We start from the raw sequence: 17478 nt of genomic DNA, 5'->3' as shown, positions 1-17478 counted from the left end.
TCTACAGGACCCCTCTACCGAGGCGACGAACCCTACTCGCACTGCCGCACCGGCCGCCGAATCAGTACGGCGGCCCCTGCGTCACTCGCCCCAGAGCGACGATGGGGAATCTGCGGTTTTCTACCTGGAATGGGCGGCGTGGCGGTCCAGGTGAGCGGCGGCCAGTTGAGCGAGAGCCGGCCCGCTTTCCTCGTAGGCGAGGGGAGCGAGGTCGGGCGGCGGGATGTATCCGTCGGGCATGGCTGCGTAGGCGCGGTCGATCAAATCCTTGTAGGCGTCGGTGAGGTTTTGCGGCCAGGCTCCGGTCAGAGGGGGGCGCATCCGGGCTTCGGCCGCCAGTGCGCCGTGGTGGGCGGCGGCTTCGGTGGCCGCTTCCTCGCAGGTGAGGTCCGCGATCAGCGTACGGATCGGGGCGAACGCTGCGAACGGTCCGGGAAGCGCGGTGGCCGTGCTTGCGCAGGACAGGAGGGCGTCGGCCATCGCGGCGGCGATGAGGGGTGAGGCGTGGAGGCCGTCGCGGTGCGTGCCCGAGGCCACCCACAGGCCGTCCTTGGGGGTGGGGCCGATGACCGGGTGCCCGTCCAGAGCGATGGGCCTATTGCCGTGGTGGGTCTGGACAACGGCGGCTGTGGTCAGGTGGTGGTTGAGCTGGCTGAGCGCGCTGTCGAGGAGGAAGCGCAGGGACCCGGCTGTCGGGTGGCAGTTGGGGGTCAGGCGGGGTTGGGCGCTGGCGCCGATGTAGTGGGATCCGTCTGCCTGGGGAACGGCGTGCAGGCCGCAGGCGTATGCCCGGTTGGGGGTTCGGATCACAGCCGTCAGCGGCTGCTGTCCTTGTACGGTGAGGGCGGTGCCGGCCGCGGCCAGGATGGGTACGACGGGCAGGTGCGGATCGAGGGCCTGCAGGATCGGGGTGGTCCACGCGCCGGCCGCCACCACCGTGCGCGGGGCCCGGAATACGCCGGCGGGCGTGGCCAGGTGGTAGCCGCGGGCGGGTGGGGCGGTGAGCGTGCCGGCCGGTGTGCGGATGACGTTCGGCAGGGTTTCCAGGGCGGCGTCCAGGGTGGCCAGCCAGGCCCGGGCGTCGAGGAAGCCTTCCTCGGGGAGGTACCAGGCGCGCAGGGCACGGTCGTTGTCCAGCGGATGGTAGCCGGGGATGTCCGCAGGGTCGGTTTCCTGGCAGCCCAGCTTGTGCTCCGCTGCGGCCTGGGCGATCGCGGTGAAGGCAGCGTCGTCCAGATGTGAGGAAACGGCGTTCAGGGCGACGAACGTACCCCTGCCGTACCCGTCCGCTGGCGGGGCGCCGGTACCCGCGCGGGCGCGTACCTGCTCCCGCCACAGCGGCCAACGTCTGGCCGCGGTGACCGCGAGCTCGGTGCGTAACCGTCCGTGCCGAGTTCGTGCGCCCTGGGCAGTGACCTCACCCAGGGCGCCGAGCATGGCACCCGCCGCACCAGACGCTGCCCCACCACCGGTGTCGCCGGCCAACACCACCCGCACAGTCGGATCCGCGGAAGCGATCGCGAACGCGATCGAACGACCCACCACCCCAGCGCCGATCACCAGCACGTCCGCGCCCTGCACCGCCATGACCACTGCTCCGTTCCTTCGGATGTCCGCGATGCCGGCCAGCGCCTGCCCTGACCTCGGAAGCCCAATCCGGAGTTCCGCCCCTCATCGGCCATGATCGCGGCGTCCTTCGCCGAAGGACCTGCCCGCATGCGTGCTGGATCACTCCCACCGACGCCAACCGCACATGCCGCCAGGAGCAGCCCTCGGTGATATGCCCACCTCTGATCCGGGTCACGGGGTCGTCAGCTGCGCCTGCACGGCCAGGCCAAGCAGGGGCCACCGCCTGCGGCAGCGCCTCCCCAGTGCCCAGGCAACCACCGTTTCAGCGACCATGCGCAGTTCGATGTCGGTGTGCTCGGAGACCTCGCGCAGCACCCGAACCCGCCGGCCGGCGGAGCGTGCTGGACCGCGATGAGGACGCCGATGACCTGGTCGACCGTGGCGTGTGAGTCGGCTGCCTGCCGAGCGCGAGCCCCCACTCCCCCGTCGCCATCGCGTCGAACGTCTCCGTACGGACCGACCGGTCACCGTCGGCGCGGGCCTCGGTGTACAGGGCCGGCCACAGCGCCTGAGCACCGGGCGCGCAGGCGGTCACCAGCGCCTCGCTGGTGTCGGTGAGGACGCGTAGTGCTTGCTCGCTCCACACGTGCCCGGGGCGGTGCCGTCGCGCCGAATGGCCGTCTCCCCCGTCGTGAAGGTCTTCACCGGTGCCTCCCTAGCGAGCCCGGCGGGGACGTCCAGCCGGACGGGCACCACCTCAGCGCGCCGGGGGCGGGGTGGGTAGGCCGCGCAAGCCGCCGTTCGGGGCAGCTTGCCCAGCCGCTCAGGCTTGCCCGGCCGCCGGCTCCCACAGCGGGCGGGCACGTCCGGTCCCGTGGCAGTGGAAGCACCGGCCGCCTCCTGGTGTGCTGCGGGCGCCGATGGTTCCGGCGGCGTGTCGGAAGAGCCGGGTGAGGCCGGTGGTGTGCGCCGCGTGGATCGGGAGCTCCTGCCGTCTGCCGAGCGTGAGCTCCAGGGCGACGCCGGGGCCGGTGACGTGGGCGTGGGCGTGGGCGTGGGGGAGGTTGCCGGTCATCGCGCGGAGCGTCTCGTTCACTTGGTGCATCGTCTCCGCGCCGGTCAGCTGCACCCGGGCCGCGAGGGTGGTGTCGGCTGCCGCGGTGAAGGACAGCAGTCCGGCCGGACGAGCGAGCGGCCCGACGCGGCCCACCGGGTCAGGATGGGTGTGCTGAAGTTCGGCCAGGGCGTGCCACAGATCACCCGGCAGGCCGGGGGTGATGGCTTCTTCTCGGCTGCGTTTCATACGGCTTGTGTACGGCCTCCTCTGGGCTGTGGCCGTCGGGTGGCCCGTTTGTCCCGCGCGGTGGCGCGGGGACTTCGGTGCCCGTTCCGCCCGCCGGGCCGGACGCCGGACAGCCCCTCCACAACGGGGGCGTGTCCGGCGTCGCGCGTGGCGTCAGCGGCCGACAGGCTCGGGATAGCGCTGGCGGCGCCGGTCCGGGTCGTCGACGCCGATCTCGTACCAGGGCTCGCCGCGCATCAGCCGGGGCAAGGTGTTCACCCACACCGCGACGGTAATGCCCTTCACGTCGGCGGTGAGCGCCTGGCGGCGGTTGTCGAGCAGGTGCTCCTCCTTCCCCGCCAGGACGACATACAGCAGCGGGAAGCGCTCGGAGCGGGTGTAGCGGTGGCGCTGCCAGAACGGGAACGTGCGCCCGTTGGTGCCGCGGGCTCCCTCCCACGTGCGGTGCCCGGCGTAGCGCTCGTAGTCCCAGACCTCCTTCGCGAGGCGGGCCTGGGACATGGTGCCGTTGTCGAGCTCGAAGAGACGCACCTCGCTGGTCTTGGTCGGGACGGCGAGGACGGCGTCGGTGTTGAAGCTGAGGCCGGTCTCCCTGATGGCGTGGTTGACCTCCACCTGCCAGTCGGTCAGGTACTCGCGGCGGCCGGAGAGGACCGTGTCGGTGTAGGCGAGGATCAACTCCGTCACCGCGACAGCGTGAGGGCCGAACCCGGCTCGAACGGCCTTCGCTCCGGTGCCGGCCTTCGGACGCGGCGGCAGCTCATTGCCTGCAGCCAGAGCCTTCTGCCCCGCCACCGTCAGGTTCCAGATCTGCTCCTTGCCCACCTTGCCGTTCGTCTCCGCCAGCCCCAGCTCCGCCAACTGCTTCATCGCCCTGCGCACGTACGACCGGCCGTCCGACTCATCCTTCGTGATCACCTGAGCCATCTGCCGAACCGTCGCTATCCGCACACACCCCAGCAACCTCAAGGCATCAGCCCTCACCTTCCCGGCTGTGGGAGTAGACCTCTTCCCCTTCGCCGGTGTCTCAGGTGAAGTTAGAGAGGTGTCAGCCTGCCGTGAGGCCCCCTTACGGGCAGGCTGGGCTGCGGTGATGGGAACGACGTTGGAATCGTTCACGGCACTGGACGCGGCACTGGATTCCGGGCCGCCCACAGGGCGCTCAGCACCCCTTGTCCAGGTCAGGCGCGGCTCCGGATCGGGCTGCCGGGCGCTGCTGGTGTACGTCATGGCGAGGCTCCTCACGCAGGTAGCGCGGGGGCCCGGATGGAAATCCCCCGTCACTTGCTAGAGGTGTGGCGAAATCCAACGGTGTGACATCCGCCCGAGCACCGTTACCGAGCCGTGATCATCCGGCGGGCGCCGCGCAGAGCTCGGAGACGATCGTGAACGAGGTCGTCACCATCTCCGCCGCCATGGCCGGCGGCATCACCGCGTGCGTGGTCCTGCCGTGCGCCATGCCGTTGCGGATCTGCCGACCGTAGTCGAGGTACTCCGCCTGCCGAGCCGTCAGGATGCATGCGTCGGCGCCCTGCTGATGAGCCCGTGCAGCGGCTTCTTGCCCGCGTCCGGGATGCGGTCGCGCAGCACGATCTCGACAGCGATCAGGGAGTGCATGACCGCCACGGTGGAGAACTCGTTGCAGTAGTACGACTGGCGCAGCAGCTCGCGGGCGGTGCGCAGAACCGTCTCCGCGGCCTCGGGAGCGCCGTCGGGCACGACCAGGTCCTCAACGAGGTCGTGCATGTCGGCGTAGCTGTCGACGAAGTGGTGGGCGCGTTCATCCGGGAGCGGGAACGGCAGCCGCTGCGTGGTCATCCACGAAGTCTCCCAGCGGCGCGCCCCGGGCGGCAGCGGCTCTTCCCCGGGTCGTCGCTCAGCGTGCCGGGACGGAGATCTCTCCCCCCATCGAAATCGGCGGTATGTCGCACGTAGCCAACGTGGTCAAGGGGAAACGCGGCGCGACGGCCGCGGGACGGCGCTCACCGTCGGTGCGCGGACTCTGTCCACAGGGCCGCGCCCAGAGCATCGGTTGTGAGGTCGCCGCGATCAGTAGGGCGGCCCGTACGTGAGGAGCCCTCATGCCCGAGAACACCGTCACCGCGCCGCTCGCCCCGATGGAACCGCAAGACGTCGCCGACGCCTTCGCCTACATCCGGGCGTTGCAGGCCGACGACATCGACACCGCCTGCGCGGTCGCCAACGACACGGGCCCGGAGCTCCACCCGCTGCTCCTGGACGGCGCCGCGCGCGTCTTCATCCCGGTCACCGCCGTGGACGACTGCGACAGGGAGCCGTGCGCGCACTCCTTCCTGGCAGCGGCACTCGGGCGACTGCTGCTGGAGCTCCTCTGCCACGGCGAGTGCCTGGCCAATGCGCCGGGCATCGCCGACACCATCGTCCGCTTCACCCAGAACATCCTCACGGAGGAGCCCGGCAACGTCACCGGCGTACTCCGCCAACTGGAGGCCATCGGGATAGAGCAGGCGATCGGAGTGCACCCCGCACCGGCCGGTGCACCCGTGGAACGCACCACCGGCGTGCAGTGTGCACCGAGCCCGCCGGTGATGCGCATCGTGCGCGCGCCACCGGCGGGAGGTGCGGTGCTCCCTGCGCACCGTGGACCGTGCCGCGCGCATCCGGTGCGCCCACCTATCGGAAGGTGCGGTGCGCACCGTGCGTCGCGTGTATCGAGTGCGCGCATCATGTCGCTGATCGCCGTCCTCAGGTGGGGGCGGACTCCTATATCACACACCCCCTTGACTTCGATCTGATCGGCGGCCGAGACCGGCTCTGTCAAGGGGAAACGCTCCGGTAGCGAAGGTGGTCAAGGGGAAACGTGCGCTCGCTCCGGCTGGCCTGCCTGGAGGCGGACAAGGGGGGCCGGTTCGCCCGGCCGGAGGCGGACAAGGGGTCGGGCCGCCAGTGCGCACGACCCGGGCGGTGCGCACCGGGTGCGGTGCAGAACATCGGATGCAGGGCATCGTGGTGCGCACGAGAGTGCCCGGCATCGTCGACTGGTGCGCGCGATCCGGGCGGTGCGCATCGCGTGCGGTGCGGAACATCGGATGCTCGACATCGTGGTGCGCGCGAGAGTGCCAGGCATCGTCGCGAGGCGCACCGGGTGCGGTGCGGAACATCGTGGTGCGCACGGGAGTGGAGTCCACCGTCATCCGGTGCGCACGGGAGTGGAGTCCACCCGATGTTCTGCACCCGATGCCGGGCATCGTCCACTGGATGCTGAACATCGAGCGGTCCACTCGGTGGACGATGCCCGGCATCGTCACCACAGCCAGGCACTTGAATGCCGCACCCGGGACAGGGCGCGGGCATCGCGGCGCGCGGCCGCGATGCCGATCCGGTTCTGCCGGGACCGGGGCCGGCGGGACTCCCCGGCCGCGAGGCGGCGCTTCCCGGCGTCCTGGAGCCGCCGCCGCTGCTTGTGCACCTCCAGCTTCTGCACCGCCTTCGACTTGTGCTTCCGGGGCCGCTTCCAGACCGGCAGCCACCCCGGGCTCCTGGTCCTCGTCGAGCGCGGCGGCCATCTCCTTGTGGGCTGCGCGGGCTCGGGCGAGAGCGTCCTCGAGTCCCGGAATCTCCGGGTTCTCCTCCGGTGTGCTCATGCGACTCCTCCAGTGGGTGTCCGGCCCGGCGTCTGCTGCACGCCGGGCTGCTGGGTGTGTGACGGCGGGGACGGCGCCGGGGCGGGTGGCGACGGCCCGCTGACGGACACCGTCCTGGAGCTTGGCGGCCATCTTGGCGGCGGCCGCGATCGTGGCGCGGGTCTGCTCCAGCGCGGCGACATCGGTTCCCGCTTCTGCTCCTGGCCCAGGCCGGCCTTCCGGGCCGTGCGCGACGGATGCGGGCGAGACCTCGAGGTGCCGGGCACGGCGACGGTGTGCGGGCACGGGAACCCAGGCGCTCCGAGCGGCGCACCGCATGGACCCGGGCACTCAGCGCTCCGGCTGCCAGGCGAGCCCGCTCGTAGAGAGGAGCGATCCGGTTGCGGGTCAGCGGGCGCAGCACGGCCTGGTCATCGGTGTCGCGCGGGTACAGGGCGCGCAGACCGGCGGTCATCATCCGGCCCCGCCCGACGGGGCGGGTGTAGTCGACGACGGTCTGCACGATCTGTTCGTCCAGGCCCGCCTGGTGGGGCTGGCCGCGCAGGACGTAGGAGAGATAGCGGCGCGCTTCGGCGAGCAGGTGGTGGCGCTTGAAGCTGCCACGCATCACGTACACCACGGCGACGACGTCGACGGCCGCCAGGACGATGTTGACCACCGGCCGCACCCGCGCCCATACCGCCGCGGCCGCCACCCGCGCCCGCTGTGCGAGTTGGTCGACGACGTCGGCGCTGTAGGCCCGGATCGCTGAGGTGCGCCACCGCTTGCGCAGCTCGGTCAGCGACAGCAGCTCGGTGCGCTTGGGCGGGCGGCTGCGGTCGGCGGCTTGGCAGCCCAGCGCGTGGGCGGCCCGCTCCCCCGGCGTGTGCCCGTGCTTCTTCTCGTACGCGGCTGTCAGGACGGACATGGCGTCCTCGATCTGCTGGCGTCGGGTCGACTGCCAGCTGATGAGCCGCTGGTCGATCCCAGCAATTTCCATGACGGGCCGGCGGCTGGGCGTCACCTCGCGCGGCTCCCAGCCCACCCGAGCCGGGCGGACACCTCCTCCATGGAGTACAGGGTGTAGAGGGTGTCGGCCGCGACGATGTGAGCCAGCATCGTGTCCGCCGACAGGTTGCCATGATTCCTTGGGGTCCGGCCGCCGGGCGCGGATCGAGACCATCGCATGATCGTGAAGGAGGTGCTTCGACTCGGCAGCCCTACCGATGCCTATTCCGAGCCGTCCCAGACCACACTCGTCCAGGGGTGAAGCGGTGACGCGGCAAATCCTCGACAGCCTGGCGGACCCACGGGGAACCAGCGGGCCAGGCACCTCGGGCGTCCACGACGTGCGCCAGCCGGTGCCGTGCTGCAGTGAACTCGTCCACGGGCTTCTACTTCCGGCGAGTGCCGCTGGGCGGTGGCGGGGGCTTTCCCACAGTCAGTCGTGGTGGACATGCTCGACTCCCTGATGGCAGAACCCGGCCACCGCGTATTGGAGCTCGGCACAGGACTCGGCTGGAACGCTGCGCTGCTGAGCGCACGCGCCGGACCGGGCCAGGTGACCAGCGGGGAGGCCGACCCGGACCTGGCGAATGCCGCGCGGGAGTGCCTCAAGGCGGTCGGCGCCGAGGTGGCCGTGGAGGTGGGCGACGGCACCCAGGGCTTCTCGCCTCATCGGCCTGGCTTTGTTCATGAGAAGGGGTTCTGGCTCAGGTTCTGTGATCCGTGACTGCGGGTCACCGATTAGATCTCGAACAGGACTTCCTCTTGTGGCGGGATCGGAGGGTCGAGGACGTCGCGGAGGCGGGTGATGTCCTGGCGCCACTTCGACCAGTTCGCGGCTTCGGCCCACAGCTCGGCGAGTTCAGACCGGTTGGAAACCACTTGATCCAGGGCGTCGACGGCGAGCATTCGAAGGTCTGCAGGCAACTCCGGTAGCGGCTCCGAAGGGCCATAGTTCGAACACGGCCGATCGCAGTCAGAATGCTGGGCAACGACCAGAGCCGCCGCGCCCACGGCTCGCTCGCCGTCGTAGATACCCAGGAAGTCCGCGGGCCCGGCGGCACGCTTGAGCACGCCCCGGATCATGGCTTCGCGCTCTTCCAGTGCTGCCTCGTCCAGGTCACCGGCGAAATCGGCGGCGGTGTCGTTGTCGAAGGGGCCGATGTCCCAAGTGCCCATGTCTCTCCTCGCGCGGTCGTCTGGGGATCGTCGCACTGGCCACTGACAGTGCGCTCAGGGGGCAAGCAGCACCCGCTTGCGCAGGAGGTTGAAGCCAGCGCGTCCATACATCTGCCGCTTGATCATTTTGATGCGGTTGACATGGCCTTCAACTGCGCCCGAGCTCCAGGGCAGGGTGAGACCGGCGATGACGGCATCGCGGTCGCGGTCGATGCCGGCGGCAAGGGTGTGGAGACTGGGCAGATCGTCCTGCCGGACGGCGACGAGCCAGTCCGGAAGACGCTCGCCCTGGCGCTCGGTCAGCATGACGGCGAAAGCGCGGACGTGTCGGGTGAGCGCGTCGATCTCGGGGCAGTGGGTGCGCACGGTTTTGAGCAGCAGTTGTTCGGGCTCGGGAAGGGTTTCCGGTCGCCGGAGAATCCATCCGGCGACCGTTCGGGGTGAGGGCGGCCGGGCGACTACCGGTCGTGGGGAAGTGCGCTTCTTGTGCAGGTAGGCGCGGACGCGCTGGTAGCTGCCCTTGTAGCCGAGCGGCACGATCTCTTCCCACAGCTTCCAGGCGTTAGTGCAGCCCTCATTCCACCGGTCGTCCAGGTAGGGCTTGTAATCATCGAGGACCGAGGGCCGGTTCTGCCACTGGCCGGTGAACAGCTCCTCCGGAGCCTTGGCCTCGGCGAGCTGCTTGACGGTCCGCCAGGTCATTCCGAGCTGCCGCTGGACCGAGCGACGGCTGTGCCCGGCTTCCAGCAGTGCGTGGACGTCGGCGTGCCGGGCCCTGGTGCGGTCGGCGAAACGATGGCCGGTCGGCCATGGCGAGCCAGAGGGATCTTTCTCCGGCGCAGGCTCCGGATCGGGATCGGGGGCGGCCGTGACAAGGGCGCGGAGGCAGCGGCGGTGCTGAGCGACGGCCCGTTCGGCAGCCTCGCTCACGTTGTGCCAGAGGTGCCAGCGGTCCGCGACCTGGACCGCCTGTGGAGCGCCGACGGTGGCACCTTCGGCGAAGAACGGCGCCCGGTCACGGCAGATCACCTCAACGCTCGGCCGCGTGGCGAGCCAGGCCGCCAGGCTGCACGCCTCCCGGTCGGGCAGCAGGTCGATGGGGCGGCGGGTCTCGATGTCGATGAGGACTGTGCCGTAGTGGCGGCCCTTCCGGGTCGCGTACTCGTCAACGCCGATAACCCGTGGTGCGGCCACCTCGGGCTCGGGAAGCGCGTCCACCAGACGAAGCACCGTGCTGCGGCTGACGGAAACGCCGAGAACGCCGGCGATACGGGCCCCGGCCCGGCCCGCGAGCGCCAAGCCGACCGACGCCAGGGTCGAGCGCAACCGTTCGGTCCGCTGACTGTGCCGGCGCGTCAGGCCCGGTATCTGCTCGACGAAGGTACGGCGTGCGCAGTCCGAGTTTCCACAGGTGAACCGTCGGACCTTCAATTGAAGGACAACCCGTCGGCCTCCGCTGGGAACATCAGCAGGAAACCGCGGGTAGGAACCGTGAACCCGGTTCGACCAGGTGCCACAGATTGGGCACACGGCGCCTTCGGCGGTGCATTGCGCGTCAACGCGCACGATCGCGATGTTCACGTCTACCGACAGCACCGCGATGGCTGCGATCGACGGGAACAGTAACTCCTTGAGCCGGAGCAGGACCTCTTCCACGGCCCTGAACATTCAGCCCAACTGCGTTGCCCAGGGATCATTTTCAGGCGACTTCACCCACAGCTCGAAGAGGCCCAGCAGTCACGGAGAGTGGCCGCGTCACAGAAGTTGAGCCAGAGCCCGTTCTCATGGACAGAGCCATCGGCTATATGACCGTCGCATCGCGACGTACGCGGTCGACCTCGTGCCGTGGCCATGGGTAGAGCAGGTGCGGCCGGGAGGCCGCATCGTTACCCCCTGGGGCCGGCTCGGTCATGTGGCGCTCACCGTTGCCCCTGACGGCCAGTCGGCCAGCGGATGGATGCAGGGCCTCGCAATGTTCATGCCCAACCGCGGCACGGACCAGGGCAAGCCGTGGGACCAAGTCCGCGGCCAGGGCCTCCCCGAGGCCGAAGACCCCATCAACCGAGACCTGCAGCCACTACACGCGGACTGGAACCTGCGGTTCGCCCTGCGCGTCACCTTGCCCGAGGCTCGCATCGACGGAGGTCGACCAGGGCGTGACCGCCTGGCTCCACGACGGTCACTCCTCCTGGGCCACGCTCGTAGCTCCGGAAGCTGGCCCCGCTGTGGCGTACCAGGGCGGCCCCCGGCGCCTGGCCGAAGAGCCTGAGCAGGCATGGCAGAGGTGGCAGGACGCCGGCGCACCGGGCCTCTACGACTTCGGCATGACGCGCACCCCAGAGCACCAGTACATCTGGAGTGGCGACAAGGACACCGGGGTGCGCTGGGCAACGACAGAGACGAGGGTTCGCATTCCGTAGACGCGTCAGCGGTCCCTCACTCACTGAGTGTGCTGCTCACCCCGGCTCCACATCTCCGCCGTATGTATCAGACCGCCTCACGCAGCCAGGTTCGAGCTCGCTCATCGAGTTCCAGGGCCGGACGAGCGCCTCGTGTCCGGAATCGGCCAAGGTCGGAGCGCATCGACTGGACGGCCTTTCGCGTTCGGGAGGAGCGGATACCGGTCATCGTGTCCAACGCCCTGTCCCACGTTGCACACGCCGCCTCGATCTGCCCCTGCTGTAGTTGGGCGTGGCCTTCGGCCGCGGCCGACAGCGCGGCAATTCGTTGATGTGCCGTCGATCCGTACCGCTTCCTCGCGTGGGCGTGATGCTGCTCGGCGGCTACGTGATCGCCGACACGCTCGTAGATCTTCGCCGTGTGGGAGTTGACCGTTGCTGCGGGCGCTCCCCACAGTGCTGCCCACCCCGTCATGTCCCCGATTTGCCCTTCCCTTGCGAGGTCGCGGGCACGGTCCGCCTCGCGCAGAGCGTCAGCGTCCTTCCCCGACTCGGCGAGCGCGCGGGCGCGGCAGATGACGAACAGCGACTCGGTTGCTGGATCTGTGCCACGGCTCATGCTGAGCGCAGAATCTGCCAGCCCGAGCACGTGCTCCGGCCGGCCGTTGTCCATTCCGTGGTGGGCGAGGATGCGCAGGACGTACGCCTGATCAGCGGGATTACCTGAGCGCGCCAGGCTGAACGCCTGAAGGTAGTAACGCTGCGCCAGGCCGTGCTCGCCGGCGTCGTAAGCCTTCCATCCGGCTAGGTAGGCCAGCGAGGCGGCTGCTGAGAACATTTCTCGCTGAAGGGCCTCAGTTCGGAAGCGCGAGTTACACAAGCACTGCACGTCATCGGTGAGGTATTGGACGACTGTGCTGCGTCCGTGCTGTCCGCCGTGGCGCTCGTCCATTGCCGTGAACATCTTCACCATGTCACGGACGGCCTCCACCTCGGCGGCGCCAGCGATGCCGCCGGTGATCGCGCGCGCGGTGCGGGACTGGATCTCGCCGGCTACCCCGAGGGGCAGGGCGGCTCCGGCCACGGAGTAAGCGGCTGTGGTCAAGAAGGTTCGTCGCTCGATGTCAGCTCTCCCAATCCGCCCCAGCGTCTCCACCGGGTCATCTTCGACGGTAAGCCCCAAGTCGGTCGACTCGGAACAGTCATCGGGGGTGGAGAGGCCCAGATCACGAAGAGTTATCGTGCGGCCGAGTTGGCGCGAGAGGAACTCGTGCAGGTAGCGAGCGGTATTGGGCTTGGGCGGCGTTCCTTGGACCCAGTACGACACGTTCGACTTGCTCGTGCGGATAGAAGGGTCGCCAGACGCCGCTGCCAGCGCCTGGACCCCGCGCGCGACTGCGCTGTAGCTCAAGCCTGACTGCTCGATCGCGCGTGCGAGCTTCGTGTTTTCCGACCGGGTCATGTCTCAACATTAGTTCTGAATGGCCTAGTTGAGCCGTTGAACGCGTTGAACGCTTAGACCCCTTGCCGAGGCTGTGCCTGGCTGATGAGCGGCAGTTAACTGATCTCGGCGGGCAAGAGAAGGCCCCGACTGGGGAGTCTCTGCCTCTCTTGTCCGTCACCCCCAGGGTGGGCCGCTGCGCTGCCTGGCGTCACAGCAGCGGCCCACCCGACCACGGATGACCATGACCCAATTCGGAGGACTCGGCATGTCGACGACTGCGATCACCACGTGGGCGAGCCCCAAACCTCGTGCGGTGCGTGACGGCTTCGACATGTCTTTCGAACGGGGCTCAGTTCCCGGGACGGAAGAGCTGTGTAAGGCAGACGCCATCTGGCCGGCGCGTCTTCGCCGTGTGGTCCGAGCCATCCTGCAGCACTGGGGCTGGCCGGACCTCGTGGAGACCGCCGAACTCTTGTTAACCGAGCTCGTCACCAACGCCCTCCGGTATGGGAACGGCAACGACGTCGGTGTGCGCCTGTACCTCACCGGAGGGAAGTTCGTTATGGAGGTGCGCGACGGCTCTTCCCAGCGTCCTGTACTGCGCCGCGCTACACACACGGAGAAGAACGGCCGCGGGCTCCTCATCGTCGACGCCATGGCCGAGGAGTGGGGCGTCAGCCCCGACGGCACGACGACCTGGTGCACTCTCGCCGTGGCCAAAGGACGTACGGAGGTGGAAGCCGGCCCCGCAGAGACCACGTCGGTCTTACACGAGGCGTTCCTGCGGCTCCCCGCCGACTCCAGCGCGGTGAGCATGGCACGGATCAGGGGCCGGATGCTGCTCACCGTGCTGAGTTGGCACGGCAACCAGAGCGACGCCATCGACGTTCTGTACGTACTCGTCCACAACGCTCTGCAGCACGGCGGCCTGTCGGAGAAGACCGGGCACGAGGTCGGCGTCTGGTTCCGCATCACCAAGGCGCACGACCTGCTCATCGACGTCACGGATCCGAACCCGTCGTTCCCCGACTTCGAGAAGGCCGTCAACGGGGAGCTGGGGCGGGGCCTCGTAGGCGCGCAGCGCCTCGGGGCTGCCATTACGTGGTTCCCGGGTAGCTCCCACGGCAAGACCGTGCGAGCCACCATGCGCCAGGGCCGGGTAGGGCTGTGAACGCCGTGACCACGCCGTTGCGGACCGGCGAAGAGGTGATGAATCACCTGATCGAGCAGTCAGGACCGACACGGAAACCGGCCGCCGACATGGCCGACCTGGCCGAGTTACTCCGAACCCTCATGGACGTCCGGGCCCGCCGCGACACGCGCGTGCGCCTGGGAGGCAGCCTGTTCGACGTCGTCATCACAGGCGCAGGCCCCCAGGCCTACGACGTCGTCGCACGGATGGACGTCGTCCAAGACGGATGCGGGCCGGTCATCGCAGACCCGGATAACGGGTGGCTGTACTGGCTGGTCCCGCCCGGGACGTCGAGCCGGTGGGCCCCTCACTCCCACGCCGTATGCCTCGGCGCCCCGCACGTGATCACCCTGCCCTCCTTGAGCACCAACAGGCCACCCGGCCCTTACTGGCTGCGGCGATCAGCGAGCGACCGACTCGTGCCGGCCGGACCGCTGCGCGAGGCCCTCACCCACTTCAGCCCCGAGCCGACGCCTCACGCCGCTCTCGCGGCCCAGCTCGGCACCACCCTTTGAGACTCCGTGTCGCTGGCGCTGCCCTCGGACGCCAGCGACACGGTTCACTCCCCCGCTGCCGGAACGGATCCGGTTCCGGCAGCGATGGTCCCTTCGAGACGAGATACGGATACGACGATGCGCACCGACACCGTGGACCGGGGCATGGAGCAGCGCCTGGCGTCTGCCGTCTGGCTGGTCAGGAAGTACATCGCGCAGCACTGCTCACCGGGCGGCCCCCTCCCGAGCGCCCGCGTCCTGGCCCACGATCTCTCGGTGCCGTACACGACCTTGAAGGCAGCACTGGTCCACCTGGACGGCGCCGGTGAAATCGTCTGGGGCATGCACCAGCGCGGCGAGGTCCTGGCGCCCGGCGAGGTGCATCCCGAGGACGTGTACCTGGTCAAGGAAGTTCGAGCACGGGTCAGGGCCGGCGTCTACCACCGGGGCCAGGCGATCCCGACCTCAATCCTCGCCGTCGCGCATGGCGTCCAGCCGAAGTGCATACCGCGCGCGTTCCGCCACTTGGTGGCCGACGGCACGCTGCGCCACGACGAGCACGGTCCCCATGGGCCGGGTTACTACGTCAGCGCCTAACCCCGCCCTTCCCCTGAAAGGAGCCTTCGGCATGACTGGCCAGCCGAGCACACGCACCGCGCAGTACCCAGTGGAGATTGTGGCGCTGGCGAACACGGTGCTGGGCTGGGATCTCAGTACCCGCGACAGGCAAGAGCCGCCTTCCGAGACCGTTGAGGCAGCGATCACGCAGCTCACCCAGCACGCTGTGGCCCTGCGCGATGACCTCGCCGCCCACATCTGGGCTCTGCCGCCTGATGACGCGATCCGCCGGCGCGCTGTCGTCACGCAGGGGGAGGCCGACCGGCGACTCAAGGCCGCGGCGAGGAGAGACGCTCTGCGCGCGCAGAACCTCGCCCGCCTGGTCCGAGCCCTGAGCACGGTGGGCGCAGAGGCTGAGAGGCGCATTCACGACCGCCTGGCCGCGAGAGCCATCGCCCGCGATGCGGCACCGGCGGCAGATCGCGGGTGGCCGTGAAGGTGCCATTCTTCCTCCGGCCCCGGCCGGGGCCGGAGCCGTTGATGGCTCGTCTGCTGGCCATGGAGGGGGACATGCCCCTCGCAGAGGCCGCCCGTACTGATCGTCACCCAAGCATGGGAGTAGCCCCGTGTTCGCACCCTTACCGGCGCCGCCTCACTACGCGCCCGCCATACACCCGCTGACCCCGGTCGAGAAGGCGTTCCTTACGAGCTTCGCCCTCGGTGACAGCAGGCGTCACAGGGCATGGGGCTACGAGCGGCGCGACATGGGGCACTACGCGGACAGCGTCAAGACCAAGATGCGAGCTCGTACGAAGCGGTGGCCCGAGCTCGTCTACCGGGCCGTGGTCCATCAGGAGATTCCGCCGCCGCTTCCACGCCGCACAGAGATCATCCTGGACGGCCCCATGCTTTGGACGGTCAGCGGGCTGGCCGCAGGGTGGCTCTCTGCCGACCTGGCCGCAGAGCTGGGCATGGACGCGCCCGCCTGGTCGGTGTGGGAGAAGCAGCTCCTCAACAAGGTCCAAGCCAGCACCATCCCCCACACCGTCTACCTCTGCGCCCGGCTCATCCCCTGGCCGTGGACGCTCGCCGGCGAATGGGACGCACCCGAGCGCACCCGGCACCGGAGCGGACCGCTGGTCCGATCTCACTGACCCCGGCCGCGTGAGCCGATTCACGCGGCCGGTCCCGGCCGGCGAGACTCCGAGTCCGCCGCACGGGAACGGGGGCCCGTACCGCTTCACAGCTCTCCCCGGCGGGTACGGGCCCCCGCTCAAGCCCTCCAGTCCAGCGTCCGTCGACCACTCAGAAGAGGTGGGATCAGTGACAACGCACCATGACATGATCGCGGCCCCGTTCTTAGGCGAGCATCTACTCCTCCGCCCCGGCCAGGCATCCGGCGTCCGTATCGGCACCGCCCGATACCAGGAGATCCAGAACGCTGCCGACAACGCTTTGCCGGTACCCGGCTGGGCCGAGGAGGTCGCACGCAAAGCCTGGGGCTTGGACCTGGCCGGCCGCTCCACCGGCGACTCGGTCCTCGTCCGTACTCCCTCGCCCTACGGGTACGCCCGTGCCTCGTACGAGATCAACAAGGGGTGTGACTACGACTGCCCACACTGCTACCTCGGGCAGAAGAAGTTCGAAGGGCTGTCCTTCGACCACAAGTCACGCCTGCTAGAGATCATGCGAGACGCCGGGGTGGTGTGGCTCCAGATCACGGGAGGTGAGCCACTGATCGACCGGCACTTCGCGGCCGTGTACGCCCGCGCCCACGCGCTGGGCATGATGATCGCCATCAGTTCCAACGGGTCACAGCTTGCCAAACCGCTGATCCTCGACCTGCTCAGCCGCCAGCGCCCCTACCGGCTCACGCTCAGCGTCTACGGCGCCACCGCAGAGACCTACGATGGCTTCACGCGGAACCGCGGCGCCTTCGGTCGCTTCACCCGAGGACTGGCCGCCGCCCGGGAGGCGAAGCTGCCCGTACGGCTGAACCTCATCGTCGCGGATGCCAACGCGCACGAGCTCGACGCCATGCGGGAGCTCGCCGACAGCTACGGCTTCCCGCACCAGACGTACTCGAACATGGCGCCCACCATCGGCGGCAGCGCTGACCCCCTGCCGACCCAGGCGGAGGACTTCCTGCGCCAGCGGAAGCCCTTCAGCGGCTGTAACGCCGGCCACACCTTCTTCCACGCCGACCCGTTCGGTATCGCCTCGATCTGCAAGGTCGGCCGCGACCCGAACATCAACCTCATCGAGGAAGGCGTGGAAGGGCTCACCCGACTCGGCGACATCGCCGATTCACTCATGCTTCGCACCGGTGGATGCTCCGGCTGCCAACTGTCCGGCACCTGCTGGACTTGTCGGCCGCTGGCCAAGCTCTACCAGGAGGCGAAGGCACCACGGAACAGGTACTGCCAACACGCAGAGAGGTAACCGTCATGAGCCCTGTAGCTACCACCCCGGAGACCAAGCCGGCACCGGTCCCCGTCACCATCAGTCCGCGCCCGCTCTCCGACGACGAGATCACCATCGTCGGCGACCTGGACGAGCTGATCGAAACCGTCATGTGCTCGTGCAATGCGGGCGACGACCAGCCGTACTAGATTTCCCGTGAGACCGTGGTGGGCGCCCCCCGGGGGGGGGGCGGGGGCCGTGGGGGGTGAGCTGGTGGGTGGGGGGGTCGGGCCAGGCGTTCGGGTGGGCGTGCGGGTGCGCTTGGGGGTG

General features: G+C 69.2%; 18 protein-coding genes and 2 pseudogenes. 11 read left to right on the top strand and 9 right to left on the bottom strand.

The genetic code is table 11. The features are described from left to right. Positions 1-120: 120 nt before the first annotated feature. The 4 genes from ACWGH0_RS08260 to ACWGH0_RS08245 all read right to left on the bottom strand — a co-directional run bounded on the left by ACWGH0_RS08260 (position 121) and on the right by ACWGH0_RS08245 (position 4690). Complete coding sequence (locus ACWGH0_RS08260) at positions 121-1587, bottom strand: NAD(P)/FAD-dependent oxidoreductase (protein ID WP_453403347.1); 1467 nt, start codon at positions 1585-1587, stop codon at positions 121-123. An 805-nt stretch (positions 1588-2392) separates the two neighbouring features. Further along, the gene (locus ACWGH0_RS08255; protein ID WP_453403346.1) at positions 2393-2872 is read right to left on the bottom strand and encodes a hypothetical protein; all 480 of its coding nucleotides are present in this window, start codon (positions 2870-2872) and stop codon (positions 2393-2395) included. Between the two features lie 153 nt (positions 2873-3025). Then, positions 3026-4102: a replication-relaxation family protein gene (locus ACWGH0_RS08250; protein WP_453403345.1), complete on the bottom strand. Its 1077-nt coding sequence runs from the start codon at positions 4100-4102 to the stop codon at positions 3026-3028. Positions 4103-4381: 279 nt separating this feature from the next. Next, entirely contained in the window at positions 4382-4690 is a 309-nt protein-coding gene (locus tag ACWGH0_RS08245; protein WP_453403344.1) for a hypothetical protein, read from the bottom strand. Between the two features lie 263 nt (positions 4691-4953). Between ACWGH0_RS08245 and ACWGH0_RS08240 the strand changes: the two genes are divergently transcribed. Continuing rightward, positions 4954-5646: a hypothetical protein gene (locus ACWGH0_RS08240; RefSeq protein ID WP_453403343.1), complete on the top strand. Its 693-nt coding sequence runs from the start codon at positions 4954-4956 to the stop codon at positions 5644-5646. A 509-nt stretch (positions 5647-6155) separates the two neighbouring features. Here ACWGH0_RS08240 and ACWGH0_RS08235 read toward each other — a convergent pair. After that, positions 6156-6495 (bottom strand): annotated as a pseudogene (locus tag ACWGH0_RS08235) (hypothetical protein). Between the two features lie 316 nt (positions 6496-6811). On the opposite strand from ACWGH0_RS08235, the gene ACWGH0_RS08230 reads away from it, so the two are divergent. Further along, positions 6812-7246 carry a hypothetical protein gene (locus tag ACWGH0_RS08230; RefSeq protein ID WP_453403342.1) on the top strand — a complete coding sequence of 145 codons (435 nt, stop codon included), beginning with the start codon at positions 6812-6814 and terminating at the stop codon, positions 7244-7246. Positions 7247-7300: 54 nt separating this feature from the next. Here the strand turns inward: ACWGH0_RS08230 and ACWGH0_RS08225 are convergent. Beyond that, a pseudogene (locus tag ACWGH0_RS08225) lies at positions 7301-7657 on the bottom strand (relaxase domain-containing protein); the annotation flags it as partial. Positions 7658-7930: 273 nt separating this feature from the next. On the opposite strand from ACWGH0_RS08225, the gene ACWGH0_RS08220 reads away from it, so the two are divergent. Further along, positions 7931-8206, top strand: a complete 276-nt coding sequence (locus tag ACWGH0_RS08220) for a protein-L-isoaspartate O-methyltransferase family protein (RefSeq protein WP_453403394.1) — start codon at positions 7931-7933, stop codon at positions 8204-8206. A 14-nt stretch (positions 8207-8220) separates the two neighbouring features. Here ACWGH0_RS08220 and ACWGH0_RS08215 read toward each other — a convergent pair whose 3' ends face one another. Beyond that, on the bottom strand, positions 8221-8658 hold the full coding sequence (locus tag ACWGH0_RS08215) for a DUF4259 domain-containing protein (RefSeq protein ID WP_453403341.1): 438 nt from the start codon (positions 8656-8658) through the stop codon (positions 8221-8223). A gap of 54 nt (positions 8659-8712) precedes the next feature. Further along, positions 8713-10314, bottom strand: a complete 1602-nt coding sequence (locus ACWGH0_RS08210; protein ID WP_453403340.1) for an ISL3 family transposase — start codon at positions 10312-10314, stop codon at positions 8713-8715. Positions 10315-10814: 500 nt separating this feature from the next. Between ACWGH0_RS08210 and ACWGH0_RS08205 the strand changes: the two genes are divergently transcribed. Continuing rightward, complete coding sequence (locus tag ACWGH0_RS08205) at positions 10815-11078, top strand: hypothetical protein (protein WP_453403339.1); 264 nt, start codon at positions 10815-10817, stop codon at positions 11076-11078. A gap of 67 nt (positions 11079-11145) precedes the next feature. On the opposite strand, the gene ACWGH0_RS08200 is transcribed toward ACWGH0_RS08205, so the two are convergent. Then, complete coding sequence (locus ACWGH0_RS08200; protein WP_453403338.1) at positions 11146-12519, bottom strand: hypothetical protein; 1374 nt, start codon at positions 12517-12519, stop codon at positions 11146-11148. A 217-nt stretch (positions 12520-12736) separates the two neighbouring features. On the opposite strand from ACWGH0_RS08200, the gene ACWGH0_RS08195 reads away from it, so the two are divergent. The 7 genes from ACWGH0_RS08195 (at position 12737) to ACWGH0_RS08165 (ending at position 17357) form a co-directional block, all read left to right on the top strand. After that, positions 12737-13672 (top strand): ATP-binding protein, encoded by a 936-nt coding sequence (locus tag ACWGH0_RS08195; RefSeq protein ID WP_453403337.1) that lies wholly within the window; start codon positions 12737-12739, stop codon positions 13670-13672. After that, positions 13669-14208 carry a hypothetical protein gene (locus tag ACWGH0_RS08190; protein WP_453403336.1) on the top strand — a complete coding sequence of 180 codons (540 nt, stop codon included), beginning with the start codon at positions 13669-13671 and terminating at the stop codon, positions 14206-14208. The genes ACWGH0_RS08195 and ACWGH0_RS08190 overlap by 4 nt, the downstream gene beginning before the upstream one ends. Before the next feature lie 117 nt (positions 14209-14325). After that, complete coding sequence (locus ACWGH0_RS08185; protein ID WP_453403335.1) at positions 14326-14784, top strand: hypothetical protein; 459 nt, start codon at positions 14326-14328, stop codon at positions 14782-14784. Positions 14785-14815: 31 nt separating this feature from the next. Next, positions 14816-15241 carry a hypothetical protein gene (locus ACWGH0_RS08180; protein ID WP_453403334.1) on the top strand — a complete coding sequence of 142 codons (426 nt, stop codon included), beginning with the start codon at positions 14816-14818 and terminating at the stop codon, positions 15239-15241. A 130-nt stretch (positions 15242-15371) separates the two neighbouring features. After that, positions 15372-15899: a hypothetical protein gene (locus tag ACWGH0_RS08175; RefSeq protein ID WP_453403333.1), complete on the top strand. Its 528-nt coding sequence runs from the start codon at positions 15372-15374 to the stop codon at positions 15897-15899. Between the two features lie 187 nt (positions 15900-16086). Then, the gene (locus ACWGH0_RS08170; protein WP_453403393.1) at positions 16087-17187 is read left to right on the top strand and encodes a radical SAM protein; all 1101 of its coding nucleotides are present in this window, start codon (positions 16087-16089) and stop codon (positions 17185-17187) included. A 5-nt stretch (positions 17188-17192) separates the two neighbouring features. Next, positions 17193-17357 carry a hypothetical protein gene (locus ACWGH0_RS08165; protein WP_453403332.1) on the top strand — a complete coding sequence of 55 codons (165 nt, stop codon included), beginning with the start codon at positions 17193-17195 and terminating at the stop codon, positions 17355-17357. The last annotated feature ends 121 nt before the right edge of the window (positions 17358-17478 follow it).

Source organism: Streptomyces sp. NPDC054887, from assembly GCF_053610585.1.
This window is presented reverse-complemented; position numbering and strand designations above follow the sequence as displayed.

What these genes read in the sequence shown, in the direction of transcription:
- ACWGH0_RS08250 (WP_453403345.1), bottom strand. Translation starts at nt 4,102, where the DNA reads ATGACGTACACCAGCAGCGCCCGGCAGCCCGATCCGGAGCCGCGCCTG.
- ACWGH0_RS08220 (WP_453403394.1), top strand. Translation starts at nt 7,931, where the DNA reads ATGCTCGACTCCCTGATGGCAGAACCCGGCCACCGCGTATTGGAGCTC.
- ACWGH0_RS08200 (WP_453403338.1), bottom strand. Translation starts at nt 12,519, where the DNA reads ATGACCCGGTCGGAAAACACGAAGCTCGCACGCGCGATCGAGCAGTCA.
- ACWGH0_RS08240 (WP_453403343.1), top strand. Translation starts at nt 4,954, where the DNA reads ATGCCCGAGAACACCGTCACCGCGCCGCTCGCCCCGATGGAACCGCAA.
- ACWGH0_RS08245 (WP_453403344.1), bottom strand. Translation starts at nt 4,690, where the DNA reads ATGACCACGCAGCGGCTGCCGTTCCCGCTCCCGGATGAACGCGCCCAC.
- ACWGH0_RS08185 (WP_453403335.1), top strand. Translation starts at nt 14,326, where the DNA reads ATGCGCACCGACACCGTGGACCGGGGCATGGAGCAGCGCCTGGCGTCT.
- ACWGH0_RS08170 (WP_453403393.1), top strand. Translation starts at nt 16,087, where the DNA reads ATGATCGCGGCCCCGTTCTTAGGCGAGCATCTACTCCTCCGCCCCGGC.
- ACWGH0_RS08165 (WP_453403332.1), top strand. Translation starts at nt 17,193, where the DNA reads ATGAGCCCTGTAGCTACCACCCCGGAGACCAAGCCGGCACCGGTCCCC.
- ACWGH0_RS08255 (WP_453403346.1), bottom strand. Translation starts at nt 2,872, where the DNA reads ATGAAACGCAGCCGAGAAGAAGCCATCACCCCCGGCCTGCCGGGTGAT.
- ACWGH0_RS08215 (WP_453403341.1), bottom strand. Translation starts at nt 8,658, where the DNA reads ATGGGCACTTGGGACATCGGCCCCTTCGACAACGACACCGCCGCCGAT.
- ACWGH0_RS08230 (WP_453403342.1), top strand. Translation starts at nt 6,812, where the DNA reads ATGGACCCGGGCACTCAGCGCTCCGGCTGCCAGGCGAGCCCGCTCGTA.
- ACWGH0_RS08260 (WP_453403347.1), bottom strand. Translation starts at nt 1,587, where the DNA reads ATGGCGGTGCAGGGCGCGGACGTGCTGGTGATCGGCGCTGGGGTGGTG.
- ACWGH0_RS08180 (WP_453403334.1), top strand. Translation starts at nt 14,816, where the DNA reads ATGACTGGCCAGCCGAGCACACGCACCGCGCAGTACCCAGTGGAGATT.
- ACWGH0_RS08195 (WP_453403337.1), top strand. Translation starts at nt 12,737, where the DNA reads ATGACCATGACCCAATTCGGAGGACTCGGCATGTCGACGACTGCGATC.